Source organism: Rhizobium sp. BK376 (assembly GCF_004341625.1).
Taxonomy (GTDB): domain Bacteria; phylum Pseudomonadota; class Alphaproteobacteria; order Rhizobiales; family Rhizobiaceae; genus Rhizobium.
This window is the reverse complement of the sequence record NZ_SLZG01000024.1, coordinates 28,057-46,445: the sequence shown is the minus strand read 5'-3', so window position 1 is coordinate 46,445 and position 18,389 is coordinate 28,057. Positions and strand designations below refer to the sequence as shown.

The 18,389-nt window shown below is 58.7% G+C and carries 16 protein-coding genes and 2 pseudogenes; 9 read left to right on the top strand and 9 right to left on the bottom strand.

Annotation, left to right across the window (positions count from 1 at the left end; all coding sequences use genetic code 11):
• Window positions 1–6 precede the first annotated feature (6 nt).
• Window positions 7–681 (bottom strand): ParA family protein, encoded by a 675-nt coding sequence (locus tag EV561_RS30775; RefSeq protein WP_132527664.1) that lies wholly within the window; start codon window positions 679–681, stop codon window positions 7–9.
• A 536-nt stretch (window positions 682–1,217) separates the two neighbouring features.
• Here EV561_RS30775 and mobC point away from each other — a divergent pair.
• The 3 genes and pseudogenes from mobC to EV561_RS38100 form a co-directional block, all read left to right on the top strand.
• Window positions 1,218–1,607 carry a plasmid mobilization relaxosome protein MobC gene (mobC, locus tag EV561_RS30770; RefSeq protein ID WP_132527662.1) on the top strand — a complete coding sequence of 130 codons (390 nt, stop codon included), beginning with the start codon at window positions 1,218–1,220 and terminating at the stop codon, window positions 1,605–1,607.
• Complete coding sequence (locus tag EV561_RS30765) at window positions 1,600–5,181, top strand: LPD7 domain-containing protein (RefSeq protein WP_132527660.1); 3,582 nt, start codon at window positions 1,600–1,602, stop codon at window positions 5,179–5,181. Before mobC ends, EV561_RS30765 begins: the two co-directional genes overlap by 8 nt.
• Window positions 5,182–5,286: 105 nt before the next feature.
• A pseudogene (locus EV561_RS38100) lies at window positions 5,287–5,558 on the top strand (transposase); the annotation flags it as partial.
• 142 nt (window positions 5,559–5,700) lie between these two features.
• On the opposite strand, the pseudogene EV561_RS30760 reads toward EV561_RS38100, so the two are convergent.
• Window positions 5,701–5,874 (bottom strand): annotated as a pseudogene (locus EV561_RS30760) (LysR substrate-binding domain-containing protein); the annotation flags it as partial.
• 82 nt (window positions 5,875–5,956) lie between these two features.
• The gene (locus EV561_RS30755; protein WP_132527657.1) at window positions 5,957–6,871 is read right to left on the bottom strand and encodes a LysR family transcriptional regulator; all 915 of its coding nucleotides are present in this window, start codon (window positions 6,869–6,871) and stop codon (window positions 5,957–5,959) included.
• A 224-nt stretch (window positions 6,872–7,095) separates the two neighbouring features.
• Here EV561_RS30755 and EV561_RS30750 point away from each other — a divergent pair, with 224 nt between their 5' ends.
• The 4 genes from EV561_RS30750 to EV561_RS30735 are packed head-to-tail and all read left to right on the top strand — an operon-like array spanning window position 7,096 to window position 10,659.
• Window positions 7,096–7,749: an ABC transporter permease subunit gene (locus EV561_RS30750; protein WP_132527655.1), complete on the top strand. Its 654-nt coding sequence runs from the start codon at window positions 7,096–7,098 to the stop codon at window positions 7,747–7,749.
• Window positions 7,746–8,534, top strand: a complete 789-nt coding sequence (locus EV561_RS30745) for an ABC transporter permease (protein WP_132527653.1) — start codon at window positions 7,746–7,748, stop codon at window positions 8,532–8,534. The genes EV561_RS30750 and EV561_RS30745 overlap by 4 nt, the downstream gene beginning before the upstream one ends.
• A complete protein-coding gene (locus tag EV561_RS30740) occupies window positions 8,531–9,364 on the top strand; it encodes a transporter substrate-binding domain-containing protein (protein ID WP_132527651.1) in 834 nt (277 codons plus the stop codon). Before EV561_RS30745 ends, EV561_RS30740 begins: the two co-directional genes overlap by 4 nt.
• Window positions 9,365–9,420: 56 nt before the next feature.
• Entirely contained in the window at window positions 9,421–10,659 is a 1,239-nt protein-coding gene (locus EV561_RS30735) for a CapA family protein (protein ID WP_132527649.1), read from the top strand.
• 37 nt (window positions 10,660–10,696) lie between these two features.
• Here the strand turns inward: EV561_RS30735 and EV561_RS30730 are convergent, their stop codons facing one another.
• The 4 genes from EV561_RS30730 to EV561_RS30715 form a co-directional block, all read right to left on the bottom strand.
• The gene (locus tag EV561_RS30730) at window positions 10,697–11,179 is read right to left on the bottom strand and encodes a helix-turn-helix transcriptional regulator (protein ID WP_132527647.1); all 483 of its coding nucleotides are present in this window, start codon (window positions 11,177–11,179) and stop codon (window positions 10,697–10,699) included.
• 344 nt (window positions 11,180–11,523) lie between these two features.
• Complete coding sequence (locus EV561_RS30725; RefSeq protein ID WP_132527645.1) at window positions 11,524–12,939, bottom strand: hypothetical protein; 1,416 nt, start codon at window positions 12,937–12,939, stop codon at window positions 11,524–11,526.
• A complete protein-coding gene (locus EV561_RS30720) occupies window positions 12,936–14,162 on the bottom strand; it encodes an MFS transporter (protein WP_132527643.1) in 1,227 nt (408 codons plus the stop codon). The genes EV561_RS30725 and EV561_RS30720 overlap by 4 nt, the downstream gene beginning before the upstream one ends.
• Before the next feature lie 58 nt (window positions 14,163–14,220).
• Window positions 14,221–15,081: an AraC family transcriptional regulator gene (locus EV561_RS30715; protein ID WP_245513107.1), complete on the bottom strand. Its 861-nt coding sequence runs from the start codon at window positions 15,079–15,081 to the stop codon at window positions 14,221–14,223.
• A 258-nt stretch (window positions 15,082–15,339) separates the two neighbouring features.
• On the opposite strand from EV561_RS30715, the gene EV561_RS30710 reads away from it, so the two are divergent.
• Window positions 15,340–16,350, top strand: coding sequence for a class I SAM-dependent methyltransferase (locus tag EV561_RS30710; protein WP_132527708.1), 1,011 nt, complete (start codon window positions 15,340–15,342; stop codon window positions 16,348–16,350).
• Between the two features lie 349 nt (window positions 16,351–16,699).
• Entirely contained in the window at window positions 16,700–16,972 is a 273-nt protein-coding gene (locus EV561_RS30705; protein WP_132527639.1) for a hypothetical protein, read from the top strand.
• 69 nt (window positions 16,973–17,041) lie between these two features.
• Here the strand turns inward: EV561_RS30705 and EV561_RS30700 are convergent, their stop codons facing one another.
• Both EV561_RS30700 and EV561_RS30695 read right to left on the bottom strand, forming a co-directional pair.
• Window positions 17,042–17,698 carry a hypothetical protein gene (locus EV561_RS30700; RefSeq protein ID WP_132527637.1) on the bottom strand — a complete coding sequence of 219 codons (657 nt, stop codon included), beginning with the start codon at window positions 17,696–17,698 and terminating at the stop codon, window positions 17,042–17,044.
• Between the two features lie 133 nt (window positions 17,699–17,831).
• Entirely contained in the window at window positions 17,832–18,344 is a 513-nt protein-coding gene (locus EV561_RS30695) for a thermonuclease family protein (RefSeq protein ID WP_245513106.1), read from the bottom strand.
• Window positions 18,345–18,389: the final 45 nt, after the last annotated feature.

Sequence of the window (18,389 nt, the reverse complement as noted above, 5' to 3'; positions counted from 1 at the left end):
CCCGGATCAGGCCGTCCGCTCAATGGTGGAGGTCATGTCGGTGATCAGGCCGATGATATTGTTCTGCGCCTTGGCGACCTGCTCGGCCTTGGATGGATCCCGCGCGATCCCGCTCATTGTGCCGGCGTCCCGCGCAAACTGCTCGTAGACCTTTCGCGCTCGCACGAAGGTGGGCAATGTCGGCAGCTTGTTGTCGCGGATCATGCGCACAGCATCCTGAAACGCCGCCGTGTTGGTGTCGATGCCGTCGACCCGGTTGAGGACCAGGCGAAGCGGCGCGCGTTTCAGATTGGTCTCCGCCCATTCGAACAGCTTGACCGTCTCGACCATCTCCATGACGTTGGCCTTCGTCGGGACGAGAGTGAGATCGCTCGCGACGATTGCAGCTATTAGAAGATCATTCATCGATCCCTGCACGTCGATCAGAATGACGTCGGCGTCGGTGCGCTTCAGGGCGGACTTCAGTTCTTCTGTCTTCGTCACCGCGACGGCTTGCAGCGTCTGTGGCAGGGTACCGGCCTGCTTGCAGCGATTGACCCATTGCAGGCATGATTGCTGTTTCTGGTCGGCATCGACGATCAGGACATTGGTGCCGCTTCTGGCGAGTTCCGATGCGATGAGAAGGCACAGCGTCGATTTGCCGACGCCGCCCTTGGTATGCGCGAATGCGATAATGGTCAACGTATACGATCCATGTTTTCCAAGAGTAAATATATATCAACTTAACAAAATCGGCTGCGTCTGCCAAGGCCCGCAATGGCTTGTAAGCCATGAAGGGCCCGACTGGCTGATTGGGCTGACGCGGTCCTCGTACCCCTTGGGCCGCCGCGATCCCATTGGGCTTCCAAGCCACTCCTGCCACCGCTCGCAGCCGGGCCATCACCGCCCCTGGTGATCCGGATGGTCATACGGCCGCGATGCGCCAAATAGCCCTGAAAGCCACCCGTGGCCCAGCGGCCAGAAGAGCCGGTAGGACCAGTCAGGGACGCCCGACCAGGCAAGGCATTTTGTTCCGTTTGGCCACACCAGCCACCATAGCCAGCAAGGGCCATATAGCCACATAAGCCATTGAAATAATGTATGTATTCTCCATTGTGTGGTTGGCAGGATAGCAGTTTCCGTGATACGAAAACTGAACAGTGCCCGAAGCGGGCGATGAGGCTCTCCCGGCAGTCGCGGGACCGCGACCGGGAGAGAAAAAGGCAAGGCAAGAGGCTATGGCAAAGCGAACCTCCCGACAGAAAGTCGTTCATGTGCGGTTGAGCGAAACGGAGCTTCTGGCGTTCGAGGCGTTCTGCACGGATGCGAAGCTGACTGTCAGCGAGGTGCTGCGTCGTCTCGTGCGGCAGGCCGCAGGGCTCGGTCCGGCATTCGATGACGACCTGAAGGAGATCATGCTCGCCCATGCCGAGGAGTTGCGCCGGGTCTCCGTCAATCTCAACCAGATCGCCCGCATCTTGAACGGCAGCCGGGAGCCGCAATTCGAGGTGCTGCTGGATGGGGTCGGGCGATTGGCCCGGCTGGTCGGGGCGCAGGCAGCGGATATGAAGGATATGTGCGAGGCTGGCCGCACGAAGGCGAAGCTGGAGGTCAAGGCCGATGCTTGACCTTGATGCCTTCATCACGCTGGTGGACGATCTCGAGCGGAAACGCACGGCCCGGCCGGCTGGTCTTGCGAACCCGGGGCTTGGGACGTCCCTTCAGACGCCCGGCCCTGGACGCAAGCGCAGGCGGAAGCAGGCAGACGCCGGCGACAGCGGGTTGCCTGCCGTCGGCGGGCGCCCCTGGACGGGACCGGCCGCGCCGCAAGCGGATCTGCCGGAGGACGAGAGGCGCCGACGCGCCGCCGGCGGTGGAGGGAGGAAGCCATCGGCTGCCGGACCCCGCTTGGAACTAGGGGGCCGCGTTGAGGCTACCCTGGATAGCTCCGGATCGAGTTTGCCCTCCGGTGGTGCGACCGGCGACCGTATTGCGCTTGCCTCCGGCTCCCAGCCTGCTGTCGTGAAGCTCGTGAGCTTTGCAGCCGGACGTGCCCGTGTCGGCAAGCTATTGGCCTATCAGAGCCGCGGCGGTGAACTCACCGTCGAGAACGAGGCCGGCGCTACCTCGCAAGGACGCGACTGGATCGGCCAGCTTTCCGACGAGTGGTCCGAGGGGGACGGGCGTGAGCCCTCGAAAGATGTATTGCGCTTGTCGTTGACGGTCGATGCATCCCGTTTTGCCGATAACGAAGCAGTCGGCAAAGCCCTCAAAACCGCGCTGGCTGGCCACCGCATGGCCTGGCACAGCGCCGCTGCTACCTTGGATGATGGGAGGGAGATCGAGCTGGTGGTGAGCGCGGCGCGCCGCCGGCAGCCCGGGGAGGATAAGGCCGGACGCATCTATGACAACCGGAAATCCTTAGCCGCCCTGGACGACAAGCTGATGGCCGCTTTCGGTCCGGATACGGCGGTTGACGTGCATGGGTTCGCACATGGGGTGGAGGGTGTCGCTCGCTATCTCGGTCAATTGCGGAAGGGCGGTAGCCGACGCGTCACTGTCAGCCGCATGGACAAGGCTGGTCAACCGGCTGGCGAACATATTCTCGACGGGGAAAGTTCTGTTCTCGAGGAGGCGAAGAACTGGAAACGCGATCTGAGATCCCAGGAGCGTCGGGACGTGGCCCATATCGTTCTCAGTGCCCGGCCGGGGACGCCGAAAGACGCCTTTCTCGATGCGGCCCGAGCCATGCTTGCCCGCGAGTTCGCGGGGCATCGCTATCTGTTCACCACCCATGAGGATCGTCGCCATATTCACGTGCATGCGGTGGTGAAGATGCAGTCGGAGACGGGAGAGCGTCTGCATCCGAAGATCGAGGATCTACGACGCTGGCGAAGGACGATCGCCGAAGAGGCGCGCGAGCGCGACATTCCGATGGATGCGGTGAGCCGTTTCGAGCGGGCGAACCCACCGGGCTACAAAATGAAGGACATCCGGCGGGTCGAGCGCGGCGAGGCCACGGAAAGCATGCGGCGCCGGGTCGACGCGGTGCGAAACGGCATCATCCACATCCCCACCCGCGACGTGGGTAAGCGCCATGCGCGGGCCGTCGCAATCGGCTGGAACGGCGAGGCAGAGCGGGTTGCTCCCAGACAGTACCCTCCGGAGCCCCCGCAGCGTCCCGGCATTGTTCGCCTCTATCGGGCGGAGCGGCAGGAAGCGCGTTCCTCGGCGCCGCTGTTTACGCGTGACCGTCATGTCGCCGCACAACGGGTTGTCCGAGACGGCGGGGTGCTTCGTTATATCGATGTCCCCCTCGATGCGGTGCAGACGCTCACGCCGTCCCGACAGGATCCGGAGAATGTCTTCGTCGTGCCCCGGGCGCTTGCCGCGAGAAGCGAGGCGATCGACGTGACAGATCCCGCGCTCGTTCAATATTTCCGCGACCGGGCCACGGTTGCCGTCGCACGGGGGCCCGAAACGGCGGCCGAACAGAACACCATCACCACGAAACCCGCAACGATCAGGGAGCAGGACATGCCGGACCTCAATGTGATGAACAACGCCTTCACGGAGATGGAAACCAGTCTCGACCAGATCGGGCAGAACCTGCCGCCCGAGCGGCTTCTGGAGTTCGACGGGCTGCGCAAGAGTCTGAAGGTCAGCCAGACGAAGATGCTGGAAACACAGACGGGCATCGAGAAGAAGCGCGGCAGCATCGAGGGCGAAACCTATGTGATGCCGGTGCCCCATCAATTTGCGGGCTTCGTCGCGGAGAAGCGTGGAGAGGACGTCCGCTACAACCATCGCAAGACGGATGGCCGGGTGGGCGCCGTTGCCTTCACCGATCGCGGCGACCGCGTCGAGATCGGAAACTGGCGGGACCGTGAAACGGTGCTTGCCGCGATGCAGCTAGGAGCCGAGAAGTGGGGCCCTCTCACCGTCAACGGAACCGACCGCTACAAGTCGCTCGCCGTCGAACTTGCGGCGGAGCATGGATTTAGGCTGACCAATCCTGAGCTGCAGGATGCGCTGGCTGTTGCCCGCGACCGGTTGGCGAGCCAGCGTCCGAAGGAGGCAAGTATCACGGCCGGCACCCGGACGCCCGCTGAGACAGCGGTCGAGGCCCAAAAGGCAAATCCAACTTCAGCCGGGATGCCGACGCCAGAAACTGCCGCGCCATCGAATGCCGAAGAGGCAGCAAAGCCGGCGCCGACCTTTGTCGATACCGGCGACAAGATCAGACTTTCGGATCGCGATCGGGCCGCCATGCTGTCGGCGATGCAGGAGGCTGCGAAGAAATGGAATACGATCGCGGTCACCGGCAGCGACGGGGACAAGGCGCTCGCCGTCGAGCTTGCCGCGGAGCACGGCTTCAGGATCACCAATCCCGAGCTTCAGGACCAGCTGAAGGCAGCGCAGGCGCTGGCCGAGGACCGCCGCGGCCGCGAGGAGGCGCTGGAGCAGCAAAAACTCGGGTTTGTCGACGGTGCGAAGATCGCGCAGGAAACGGAGCCGACGCAGGCTGCATCCGCTTTCGTCGAGGTGCCGAAACTCCCCGTCGACACCGGTGACAAGGTCAAACCCGCTGATCGGGACCGCGGTTCCATGCTAGTTGCCATGCGCGCGGCCTCGGAGAAGTGGGGTGCGATCACCGTCAATGGGACTGATCGCGAGAAGGCCGTTGCCGTGGAATTGGCGGCCGAGCACGGCATTGCCATCAGCAACCCGGAGCTTCAGGATCACGTGAAAGCGGCACAGGCGAAGGTCGAGGACCGCCGGGCTAGGGAAGATGCCCGTGAGCGCAAGCAGCTCGGCTTTGTGGCCGGCACGAGCGAAGCGGTTGCGGGGCCGCGAAGCGATGCAGAGATCGCGCTTGCACTCGAGACCGTCAAGGAAAACACTCGAACCGAGGCGATACGCGAGACCACGCAGGCCGAACGTTCCGAACGCACGAGCGAGCGGCCGTTCGACGGAGGAGGGGACGATCATGCCTATCGGACGAAGGCAGAAGCCGCCGCAGCGCGGCGAGCAGAACGATCAGTCGAGCAGAGTCCGTCTGCGCCGATCCCGGCCGATATCAATCAGTCGCCCGAGATCGAACGCCAGGGGCAGGTGCAGGATGAGCTCTTGTCCGAGAAGGAAGCCAACAAACAGGCCAGGACACCCAAGCAGCGACAAAAGCCCCGTCCGAAACAATAACGGAAGCACATTTTTCCCACATTATCTCGTCGCATCTCAAGCCGGTGCATCCACACACGCACCGGGTTTGCCGGAGGCTCCAACTTCTGGGAAAGTGGAGCGGATATGAGCAAGACGACAGACAAATTTTCACCGGAAGTCCGCGCCCGCGCAGTGCGGATGGTTTTGGATCACCAAGGCGAATATTCCTTGCGATGGGCAGCGGTTTCCTCGATCGCACCAAGATCAGCTGCACGGCGCAGACGCTCAATGAATGGGTGAAGAAGGCCGAAGTGGATGAAGGCTCTGGAGCGGGAGAACCGCGAGCGCGGCAGGCCAATGAGATACCGCGTAAAGTCCGCTTATTTCGCGATGGCGGAGCTCGACCGCCCATTGATACAGTCTGGACGATCTATCTATTTTCGAAGTCGTGGGGGAGCGAAACGAAAAGAGCGCCATAACACCGATTGCGTCGATGTCCTCCGACATGGCGGCTTTTACATGCACTGCTTGTGCTTTGAGAGCCCGCCCTCAAGTCGACTATCCCCTGTAGCTGATCGCATCGACGAAAAGACCGAAAGCCGGCGATCGGTGACGTCGGCTGGGGTAGTAGAAATGATAGCCCGGAAACGGTGGACACCAGTCCTCGAGAACAGGTGTCAGGCTGCCTTCTCGCAGGAATGGCGACATCTGGTCCTCCGGCATGTAGGCCAGTCTCCTCTCAGCTGGATGACGATTCATGTCAACATCGCCGATTGCAAACCTCGAGCATGAACAGGGTTCAAATCTGGACGGGCTAATCTCTCCCCTCTGCCTGCATACAGTCTGAAATGAGTTGGACGGCTCGTTGCATTGAGGGGTTGAGTGCCCGCCCTCTTTGCCAGAGAACGACGTAGTGATATGAGGCGCCTGGCTCGAACAACCGCGTCTGAAGACCAAAGTGACGGTATTCTGTAGCGATCACGCTGTTGGTGATGGAAACACCGATGCCAGCAGAGACGAAACCAGCGTCATGACCATGTGCGTCGTACTCCACGGCGATATCAGGCTCGTTGCCCATGAAGCGCAGCGCGTTGACGTTCATCTGATGGGCCGAAAACTGAGGGTCGATATCAACCAACGCCTCGTCCACCAAATCCTCGACCCTGACGATATCCAATTTTGAGAAGCGGTGGTCTTTGCCGAAAAGACAGACATTAACCGCCTTCGCGACAGGGACATAGTCGAACCGTCTGACGTCAATCGGAAGACGCGATATCGCAATATCCGATCGCCCATCGTGAACCATCTCGGCAATCTCTTGATAATTCGCCGACCTGACCCGAACGCCATGGAACACGCGTTCGCGCCTTAAAGCTTTCACCACCTCAGGCAGCAGCCGCAAACAAAAAGGACCGGGCGCTGCGATAGAGAGCGAGCGGCGATCACTCGATTTAATACCTTCGATTTCTCCGCGGATGCGATCAAGTCCCGTGAACGCCGATTCAACCGACCTGACCAATTCCCAAGCCTGATCGGTCGGCCGCATTTTTCCCTTTTCTCGAACGAAAAGCGCAAAGCCGACGGCCTCTTCCAATTGGCGGATATTTTGGCTGATTGCCGGCTGTGTCACACCCAGCAGTTTGCTCGCAAGCCGCTCGGAACCGGTACGGATGACCTCTCTAAAGACCTGCAGCTGACGGAGTTTGATGCCGGTGCCAGAGAGTTCCATCGATACCTATAAGTTCAGCTTATCGGATATTTCTGAAACTTATAAATTGACCGCGTGATTGTAAAGTATAAAGTTCGATCATAAGCAGAATAACCGGAGGTTAGTTTGATATTGAAACTCGCCTTTGAGTTATTATGCCACAGGAACGCAAGTAGTTCTGTCTGTAATCGCGAGAGATATCGCAAGATGAAAAACAGAATATTGATTAAACAGAGAGTGTGTCAATGTATCACAATTTTATACATGGCTTCATCATCACAGCCTCAGTGTTCAGCGTGTCCGTTGTGTTCGGGACTTTCGCCGGACTGGTGATTGCTGCCGCCAGCATCTCAAATTCGGCTTATGGGCGGATGTTTGCTAAGGCTTTCGTGGCGACCATACGCGGCGTACCCGAGCTCCTCATCATCTTGCTCGCCTACTTCGGCGGCACAGCCGCGATTAGCGCAATTTTCGGCCGATATGTCGAGGTGAATGCTTTTGCGTCCGGCGTTGGTGCGCTGACATTTGTCTTCGCCGGTTACGCCGCAGAAGCATTTCGCGGAGCCCTTAATGCAATACCCAAAGGACAGATCGAAGCCTCTCACTCGCTCGGGCTTTCTCGCTGGCAGTCGTGGCTCTTCGTGATCGTACCGCAGATAATTCCGCTCGCGATCCCTGCCTATACCAACCTGTGCGTCTCGCTCATCAAGGACACGGCGCTCGTTTCCATCGTGGGGCTAAGCGATGTCATGCGCATAGCGTTCGTCGGTGCTGGATCTCAGCATGCACCCTTGCCCTTTTATCTGATGGCCGCAGGAATTTATCTCGCCTGTACGAGCGTTGCTCTCTTTGGCTTCAGACAGCTCGACCGCAAATACCGCCTGGTGCGCCACTCATGATCAACATTGGGGCCATTTCTGAAGCAGGGTCCCTGTTGCCCGGTGGTGTTGTCCTCACGCTACTCCTTACGGTGGCGCCTCTTGCCGCGGGTTTTCTACTCTCTATCCCCTTGGCCCTAATTCGCTCCTCGAAGCCGACAGTATCGTCAACGATCGTTTGGGCCTACACCTACGCGTTCCGCGGCACGCCGCTGCTCGTCCAGCTCTTTCTCGTTTACTACGGGCTGGCACAGTTGCAACTGGTGCGCAATAGCGCCCTCTGGCTACTGTTTCGAGATCCGTTTTGGTGCGCGTTCATCGCCTTCACCTTGAATTCGGCAGCACATACGACCGAAATTCTCGCGGGTGGCTTAAGGGCGATCCCGAAAGGACAGATGGAGGCCGCAACGTCGTTGGGCCTATCAAGGTCGCAAGCATTTTGCCTCATCCAATTCCCATTGGCTTTTCGCATCGTTCTGCCGGCCTACACCAACGAAGTGATCGGCATGCTGAAAGCGAGTTCGCTTGCTAGCACCATCACGCTCCTGGAGGTAACAGGCCTCGCGCGGCAGTTGGTGGCCGCAACCTTTGCCCCCTACGAGGTCTTTATCGTTGCCGGCCTGATCTATCTCGGTTTGACCTTCGTTGTCTCTGGTCTGGCGAGCCGCCTCGAGAGAGCTCTGAACCCGCTCGCGCGCTCGCCTTCGCCTTCCAAGGCATCGAAAACCAACCGTCGTCTCGGGCTGCCGGCCCTGAGAACGGCATCAGACAGGCCGGCCAACAGAACGGGAAACGGAACAAGATGAAAAGTTCGATCCTTGCGATCTCCATGCTTCTATCAATGACCATTGCTGCGGCGGCCGCGCCGCGCCCGATTGCGATCGGTTCTGAGGGCGCGTCGCCGCCCTGGAATCAGATCGGAGACGACGGCAAGCTGGCAGGCTTCGACATCGATGTGGGCAAGGACCTGTGCCGGCGCGCAAATCTCGATTGCCGGTTCGTTGCGCAGGACTGGGATGGTATCATTCCCGCCCTGACCGTCGGGAAGTTCGACGCGATCATGTGTGGCATGGCGATCACCGAGAAACGCAAAAAGTCGATTGCGTTCTCGCGGCCCTATGCAGGAGGTTTCAACCAGATCGTCCTGAGGAAGGAGATCAAGGTCCCGGCTCTGGACACGACCGCCAAGCTCGATCTCACCGAAATCGACGCGTCAAAACAAAAGACTATGGATATCCTCAAACAGGCGTTGAGCGGTCGAACACTCGGCGTTCTCAGGTCGTCGAATTCCGAAGTCGTATTGAAGAGCCTGGTCGGTTCGGACGCGACCATCCGCAGTTACGATTCACAGGATAATCTTCAGCTCGACCTCGCGGCAGGACGCATCGACGGGGGGCTTGCTGACTATTTCACCTGGAAGACGTTCCTGGATGGGCCGAACGGCAAGGAAGCTGCATTCTTTGGTCCGGAGCTGTCCGGAGGCCCATGGGGTCCAGGAGTGGGAATTGGTCTGAGGCAATCCGACGCGGATCTCGTTGCTGTTTTCGACAAGGCAATCGGTGAGGCTCAAGCCGATGGAACTTTGAGCCGCCTCAGCCTGCAATGGTTCGGCCTGGACGTATCTCCACAACCGTAATCTTCGCCACGCCGCCGCCGCAAGCGGCGGCCACCGCCTATTGGGTAGGAATGTTCATGACCATTCAATTCAAATTTATTGCGACCGGCCAATCGCTGATCCATCATGACCTACGCTCGATTGTCGATGATCGTCTCGAGGCGATCAAAGCCATCATCAGAGGGGCGGACGCCTCTTTCACAAACTTCGAAATGACGGTCTTTGGCCGTCATGCAGGGTGGCCGCTGAAGGGCTCCTATTTCAGCTGCGCCAAGCCCGAAGTGCTCGATGCGCTGAAGGACATCGGCTTTTCCATATTGTCGCTGTCCAACAATCACGCCTTCGATCTGGGCCCATCCGGTGTGCTCTCGACCATCGAGGAGGCATCCCGCCGCGGCTTTCTGCATGCCGGCATCGGAAAGGATGAACGCCGCGCATCCAAAGCTGCTTCGGCGTCATTTGCGGAGAAGAACGTATCGTTGGTGTCTATGGATGCAGGTCCGGGGCCCGCATTCATGTATGCCGATAACGCGGGGGCACACCGTCCCGCGCGCCCTGGTCTCAACGGCCTGCGGGTCGAACGAAAGTTCGACGTCGACGAAGATACGTTTGCGTTGCTACAGGATGTCAAGAACCGGTTCGGTGTCGCTCATCTCGAGCTTGCAAATTATGCCCAGCCCAACGATCCCGTGCCAACAACGGCGGCAGAGATGGACTTCTTTGGAACGATCTTTCGCAAGGCGTCATCGAATGTGCGGCGTATCAAGTTTGAGCCCGGCAGCGCGATAACGCAGCTTTCCGCGATCAGGAGATCGAAGGCAAAGGGCGAATTCGTCATCGCTTACCTTCATCACCATCATTGGGAACCCGACTGGTGCCAGGTCCCTGGGTGGGTCGAAGAATTCGCACATCTCTGTGTCGACAACGGGGCCTCAATCTTTGTCTGCCACGGTGCCCCGGTGCTACAGGGTGTCGAAATCTACCGGCGCGCGCCGATCTTCTACGGCCTGGGTAATTTCCTGTTTCACACATCCCACGGAGAAACCGAGTGGAGCCCGCGTGAAGTCTGGAAGAGCGTTATCGCCAGCTGTACGTTCAACGCCAGTAACGAGATCGAGACGATTGATTTCCACCCGATCGTCGTCGGTGGCGCGGAGGCTCTCGAAAGCCATGGGCACGGGCGCCTTCAATTCCCGGTTCTCGCGTCTGGTCACCTAGCCGAGGAAATCTTCGACGATCTCGCCGAGCGCTCCGAGGCGTTCGGAACCTTCATCGATCGCGATCGGCCGATCGCGCGTTATCAACGCGCGACCTGATTGCCTTCGCTTATGGCCAATCGACGACAAAGCGGGCTCAGGCCCGCTCTGTCGTTTGTGCGTCGTCGTCCTCGACGAGCGAGTTCACCAGCGCGGCGAACCTGCTACGGACTCGAGGAGACAGATTGAGAACGCTTTCGATGAGGCGCCGCCCCTCGGCAGTCGAAACATAGGCGATCCGTTCGTCGATCTCGTTCACGAAATGGGCATGCGAACCATCGTCCGCTTCTGGCAGGCCCTCAAAGAAGCGGCTGACCGGCGTGTTCAACGACCTCGCCATCAGGTAGAGGGTCGAGGCGCTGACGCGGTTCTTGCCGTTCTCGTATTTTTGAACCTGCTGGAAGCTGACACCAATGCTTTTAGCCAGATCGCTTTGGGTAACATTGGATTGGATGCGCCGGATCCGGATCTGCTGACCGACATGCTTGTCGACCGGATGCGCATCGGCTGACGGCGTCAGCGCGGCGGATATATTTTTGATTTTTGAATTGGATGAATGCACTGCGGATCGCTGGTTCATCGCGAACTCCCCACGAGAGAGTTTCAGGCGGTACGCCCCCGCTTGAAGAACTCACTTAACCCGTGACCGGGAGTTCATAACCGTACACGACGGCCCTGTGGCCTTTAGTTCCGAGGAACCTGGACATACGCCACAGGCTCCCGGACCGAAGGTCAAGGAGTGTGATGCCGTATCGGCCGGCATCAACCGCGTGTAGGGGTTATGAAGCCCCAAGGCAGCGCGTGACTGCCTCGCCAAAGAATCTACACGTTCCGGCTGCGTTTTTCAAGGAAAATTGGCGAAGATTCAAAGGCTTCTATGTTAGAAGCCAAGCGAACATGCAACACTGCACGAGCCCATCGTGCTCAGTTGAAAGCCCACGGGCTACGCATCGTGCTCGCCGCTCCGGTCGTGAGCGCCGCGGAGAGATCGGACCAGAGCGGGTCCTCGGTAAAGCTGCTCAAAGAACCGCAGGCCTCGTCAAAACTCATCGTTCCATAGTGCGACAGCAGGTTTGAAACGTTGCCCCCCTCTGAACGCAATAGGCTGAAGGGCTCCATCTGGTCCGAGATCACCCGGTGACCCCAGGCGCCTGGTCTCCTGTCATGATGCAGAGACCGCAAAAGGTCGTCATCTCGACCACCATCGCTGAGGGCCGAGCAGAATGCATGTCGCATCAGCGGGTAATAGACGGTGTGGCGGCTGCCGCCGAGTACCCTGACTCCAGGCAGGATCGCAATCACCATGAACACGATAAACAGGTTTGGAATGATGCGTCGCCTACCGAGGGCCTCGATCAATCCGTCGGCGGTAAAGGCAATCGCCTTTCCTTCCCGCTCCCACTGCCCTTGGCTTTCCCTCGGTCCCAAAAAGCCGTCGATCAGCGTCATAGGAAAAATCCGGCCGTCGTCGCAGCCCCAGAAAAAATGCGTGCTGTTTTTGAGCCAGTTCCGCCACGGCGTCGAGGCCAGAAGATCGATGTTTTTAAGGGTTGTTGTCGGGAACGCTTTGTCCCGCAGGAACCGGTCACACAGCCATGATTTGGGATCCGCCAGGTGCGCCACCACAAGATCGGCAACGTCATCGTCGTCAAGCTGGAGAAAGTCGATTCCCTCATCAAAATAATTCGCCCACAGTCGCCGATTTCCCGCTTTGATTGCCTCCGCCGCGCACGGAAATTGACCATCTGGCAGGAGGCGAGAGAGCGTGTCTCGTTCATGCGAAAGACCCGGATTGGCGTCGCTCGGTGCGAGTTGGAAATTATAGGACCGGTTTCGTGCCAGGACGCTGTAGGGGATCATCTCGCGGCGGCTTAGACCGAAGACATTGAACGACTGGTCGCCCAATCGTAACCATCCTGGCCCCTTGCGGCTGCGCTCGGCAAATTTCACGGTCGAACACGCGTAGGAAATATAGGAACGACTCTCGCGCCCGCGCAAGCCCATTAAGCTGAACAGATGCGTGAAGAAGGCGTCGGGTTCTATCAGCAAATGCAGATGCGGGCCTGTTTGTAAGACGGGATGGTCTTCGAGCTCCGTGGCCATTTTTTTAGCTGAATTGCGTCCTAGCCCGCTCTGCAGGGCCTTGCTTTCAATCCACCGGCAGAGAAGCTCCCGCGCGTGTGATCGCGACGAGCTCGCAGGCTCCGCACCAACATCGTAAATCGCCGCCGCATAGTCCCGGACGGGCCGGTGCCTGTATGCGCGCAACCATGGAAAAAGATCGAAGATGACGGCCAGTAGCCGCTCGCGATCGATGGGTTGGATGGATGTCTGCGTCATGTTTCTGACAATCCACCCGACCTCGGTTCACTTTTTGGCAGGATCAAGAGGATTGCGCCGACAGCAATCATCAGCAGACCGAAGCATCCGAAAACCACGGAAGGCTTTACGCTGTTTCCCGCAACTGCCACAAAACTGTAGGTAAGTAAGCCAAATCCAACGCAAAGTGTATGGATCTGAGATTTGCCACGGCCCAATGCATCGATCGACACCAGCTCTTGTACGCGCGCGTCGATAAGAATGCGCGAAATATTGTACGTGATGCCGAGCGCGGTCATTTGCAGGAGTGCGAGATTGAGGTCTTGGACGACCAGAAAGATCGCCAGAACGCAGCCCGATGCGGCCAACTGCGCGGCTAAGCTGTGCGAGCGGCGTGTCAGCGTCATCAGATAGGCACACCCCGCTATGGCGCCAGCGGCCCAGAACGCTTCGAGATAGCCGAAAGCCAGGGCTGTGCCCTTCAGATCTTTCATGACAAGCGCCGATCCGAGAACGCTAACCAGCATGCCCATCGCGTAAATGAGCGCGTAGATCACGGCTGCCCCCCGTAAAGGGCCGGCCGGCAAGGCACTCGGCAGCAGCTCTCGCGCCCAGAGGGTCGGGCGATGCATGGTTGGTGCTTGATGACAGGTCGACCTGATCTGGCTGCTTAGCATGGCCCAGAAGGACAGGGCATAGAATCCGAGCGGCAGGACGAACGCGAGGTGATTTGGAAACAGTGCCAGCAGCAGACCGCCGGCGATCGCGGCCAGCAGATTGCCGCCCTGCATGTTCATGTAGGACAGGGAATTGGTCCGAATCAGCCGCCCCGGCGCTGCCATCGATGGGATCATAGCCTGCAGCGCCGTTGTATGGGTGCGGTCAATCACGGCATAGACGACCCAGGAGACGGCAAGAACTGCGACGGGATCGAGATACATCATCCCCGACATCGTCGTGATCATGAGCAGTATGCGTGCTATATCGCAGATCAGGCAGACGATCCGACGCTCGTAGCGATCGGCAATGATCCCGCTGAGGTTTGCGGTGAGAAATTCGGCAATACTTCCGAGCGCGAGTAGAACCGCAATCCATGCGGGGCCATTATCAAAAGCGGCTTCCAGCCAGGCGACAATGACGAAGTATGCATTGCGACCGGTTGCCGATGCAGCAACAGCGGTCATGTAGCGTCGGCGCAGACGAAGTTCTTGTTGTAAACTCATTTCCCGTTGAGCCCATTGCACGTGCTGATCGCTGGCAGGCTAGCGAAGCGGCGGCATTTTAGCTTTCAGGAATTTGATGTTATTTTCCGGCACGGCCCCAAACGGAGCGGTAGACGCTTGGCGATACCCCAAGAGCCTGGGTGAAGGTTGTCGAAAGGTGGCTTGCACTGGCAAAGCCGCAGATAAGCGCAATCTCAGTGACCGGCGACGAGGTCGTTCTCAAAAGCATGCTGGCATGCTCGAGTCTCCTTTGATTGAAATAGGCGTGCGGTGTCACCCCTGTCGACTGCTTGAAGGCGCGGCTGAAATGCGGAAGGCTCATCCCCAGCTCCTGACACAGGCTGGTCAAAGAGACGCGCTCCTCGCTGATATCGTTCAACCGCTCGACGACGCGTCTCAGGGTGTTGGGCGCCAGGCCACCTTTGACCGAACGCTGTCTTTGATTGGCACGTCGCGCGAGATGTCCAAAGATCGTTGTGAGCTGCCCCTCGACAATCAATTCGCTCGCCTGGTCCAAATGAAAAAGTTCGGCCGCGATTTTTCGGGCGGCGAACTGCGCGGCGAGATCATGAAATCCGAGCTCTGGACGCAATCGCTCGACTTTGTGGGGGTCGTCAAAGAAGTTGCCGGCGAACGCTCGATCGACCGTGAGCAGCAAATAGGCTGCACGACTGTCGCCCTCGTCCCAACCACTCCAGCTTCGCCCTGCCGGCACGTAAGTCAGCGACCCCTCGGGCCGGACAACGAAACTCGATCGTCTGCCATCAATAAAATTCTCCCCTGACCTTGCCGCCCCCTCCAGATTAAGGAAAATCGCGTGCGCATTGCCCGAGACTTCAATCTCTTGTCGGGCCAGCCCGATGCGGCGCACGAGTTCTGTTCTGAATCCATGCCATTGCTTTTCCCGGTAAGTGACGATTTCTCCGCTCGATGTTTTCATTTGCTCCCTTTCGAAGGGCGATGCACGTGTCCGCTCCATCTGAAGTTATTTTACCAGAGGTTGCCAATCAAACACCCGTTAACTCTGAGTGGGAATTCAAATCAAATTTCTGAAAGTGCATCAAAATCATGAAAGCGCCGACGCGGAATTAGCGGCCAAGGTGGCGTGGGGGCACACCGCGTTTTACTGCCAGGGGTAGAAGGCACCGCATCTACAGGAAGCGGATGCCTTGGCAAAGCAGAGAGGCCTAAAATCAGGATGGAAGATTTTACTGATTTCATTGCCGAGTGCGATCGCGCCCCTCGGCTGAACGAACTCGCGCCATTTTTTTCGGCAACGGCCGCCGGCCGGTCAGGAATGCCATGGCGGCGACCGGACGTTGATCGACGCCTTTTGCCTCGCGATCCGCTCGTGAAGCGGTTCATCGCGCTGCACGAGCGCCGGCAGGGTCCCTTCGATCAACATTACCTAAGCAGCATCCCATATAGATTCGAGGAAGAGTGCCGGTTGGGGTGCGCAATCCTTCGATATGCCTCGGACCGAAGTGATCCGATCAGTTTGTATTCATTGGGGACCGCCGAAGGGACGATGGCGCGCACGATCAGCGAACTTGCCGACGGATTGGTCGAAACGCTGTCCTGCAGCCCCAATGTCGAAAACGAACGAAGCTTTTTTGCTCATGGTACACCGCCACATGCTAGCTTTTTCTGCGGTCCGTTCCATCACCTGATGCCATCCGCATTTATCGAGAGCGAGGCGCTTCGACATTTTCAGGCCGGCTTCGACATCATCATGGAAGACACGACATTTCAGATGTATTCGCCGAACCGGAAGAAGCAAATTGCCTTTGTTGCGCAGAACCTGAAGCCGGATGGCATTCTTCTGCTCGTTGAAAAATTCAGGCACGGCGACGACAGCGAGTACAAGCGGCGCGAGGACCAAAAAGATTTTGGCTTCAAGGCTCGCTACTTCAGCAGAGTGCAAATCCTCGCCAAGGAAGAGGAGGTACTGACCCAGATGAACGAAAACGAAGTTACGCTCGAGGAGATCACGGCGGTGCTGCGAGATGTCTTTCTCGATTGCTTCGTGACATGGAACAGCGGCAATTTCTATACGCTGGCTGCGAGCAACAGCCCTAACAATCTCAAACGTCTGGTCTCGAAGATGGGGCGACCGGCGCTACCCGCCGAATATACGTATAGCGAGCTGCCGTTTCGCTTGTATGATCGTGTGCGGCTTGCGAGCCCGAGGAAGCCGTCGGACCGCTGAGCCGCATCTAGCGACCGACCAACGCTTTAGTCAATCGTTTGGCTTGTAGAATGAGAGCTGAACGCCCCGCAATTCGTCGTGTTGATCGTGGCTCGTTGGAGGCTTGACTTTGATGAAAACAACGAGGGCATAACGGCATCAACTGGAAGCGATCCGACCATCTGGATCGGTCAGCGGGAATGCGCCTTCGATCTGGTAATTCGAATAAGCGAACAGAGCCTTTCGGCACGACAGGTTCGAGCCGCCCATATGGGATGAGAATAAAACATTTGAATGCGAGCTTTCTCTACAGGTCGGTTCATCCCAGGCGCCTCTTAACCAGTCCAAACTGTATGGAATGGATGCCACGATGCTAGAAATCTTTGCAACCCTAACTCTTGAGGTACCATATGATGGTCTTTCAAGCATCGCAGGCATGGGCTTTGCGCTTGAGCAATTCTCCCACGCTCAAGGATTCTACAGTTTTGGGGAATGGGCGGCCGCACAGTTTCAGAAGGGACGCTCGATAACGGCCTCAGTGGTGAAGTCCGACGAACTCGACACCTCTAGCAAACCCGATCCCTATCGGACGAACTCTGGATTCGGCTATGAGGTAACGGTATGGGTCACCGAGGCCGAATGACTGGTGTTTGGAACTGGCTACATAGCGCGTTAGGCCCGGCGCAACCGCGGCTTGGCCGTAATTATGCGACTACTTCGATACGTCGTCTGCGACCGCAACGCTTTCCGGCGCCTCGAGTATTGGCCGTCCGGTCGCCTTGATATGGACTTTGTCCAGTTCAGCCACTGCATCCGCCCGGATCTGGAGCATCTTCGCCGCGCGTCCCTTCTTCACATTCGGCGTATGGATGCGCAGTAGTACATTGCGGTCTTCAAGGACCTGCGCAAGCAACATGATCTGGGACGGGTGATTGCCGGTGAGCCTGGCGATTGTCGAGACGCTTGGCATATGACCAGCGTCTGCTTCGACGGCAATCGCCGTCACCATGGCGCATTGTCGCATACGGGCCGCACCATTGTCATCCGGGAAGCGCGAGCGGAGGATCGCTCGGCAGAGATCACCCACGGACGTGCCGGCAGAAGATCTTGAAGCGACCTGGGCCATTGCGGCCTGACGCGCTGCCTCGATCTCCGGAGCCTCCTCGACGCCGCGCTCGTACATGGTCAGCGCCGAAATCACCAGTTTCCCGACCAGGATCGGCAGCTTTTCGCCGAGAAGCCCGGCCAGGACTTTGATCCGGTCATGGCCTTCCTTGGGAACGGTAGCGCGGCACTCGACGAGGTCCTCGTCGAGGGTCACGGACCACCACTTCTTCCGTATATCCAGTTTACGAGAACCTGCGATCATCCCCATTCCATCGGCGCGAGCGTTGCTGGTGTCCGTTGTAGTGGAGTTCGATAGGGCACGCCACGCCATTTTCCGAGGCGCCTCCGGAGGGGCCTGGAATTTAGCTTCGATCGGGAAGGGCGCAGCTGGAAATTCAGGGCATCGGCTTTGCGGGCAGGAGCGCGCTATTGGGGTGGGGCAGGTCGGCGAAGGCCCAGAGGCCTTTGCGGGCCTGCTGCGCAATGCCTTCCTCGATGAGATAAGGGAGGTAGACGGGATGGCTCGCATTATCGATGGCAGCAAAAGCAAAACCCTGGGTAATCATCGTGGCGCCGAGATCGAGCATCTTTCCATGGACCTCGCCCGTGCAGATCACCAGCAGGGTGCCCGGCTGCGAGCCCCCGACGGCGATCTGTGCGACGGGCGAGCAGGTCGGTTTCAGGTCGCGGACGAAAGAGGCGAGCATGGCGGTGGATACCGTGCCGCAATCCTGATGCCCGCCCGCTTTATCCGTATAAAACGTGCCTCGCAGGCAGGACTGCACGCCATAGAGCCGGAACCGCTGCCCTACCTGCTGCCAGCTATCGCCCGTCAGGAACGTGACGCCGGTCTGCGGGATCGCAAAGGTTCGATCGGCATTCTCAGCGAGTACGGCTGAAGCGAACACGATGCTCGCGCACAGAACGCCCAGAAAACGACACGGATGGCACAT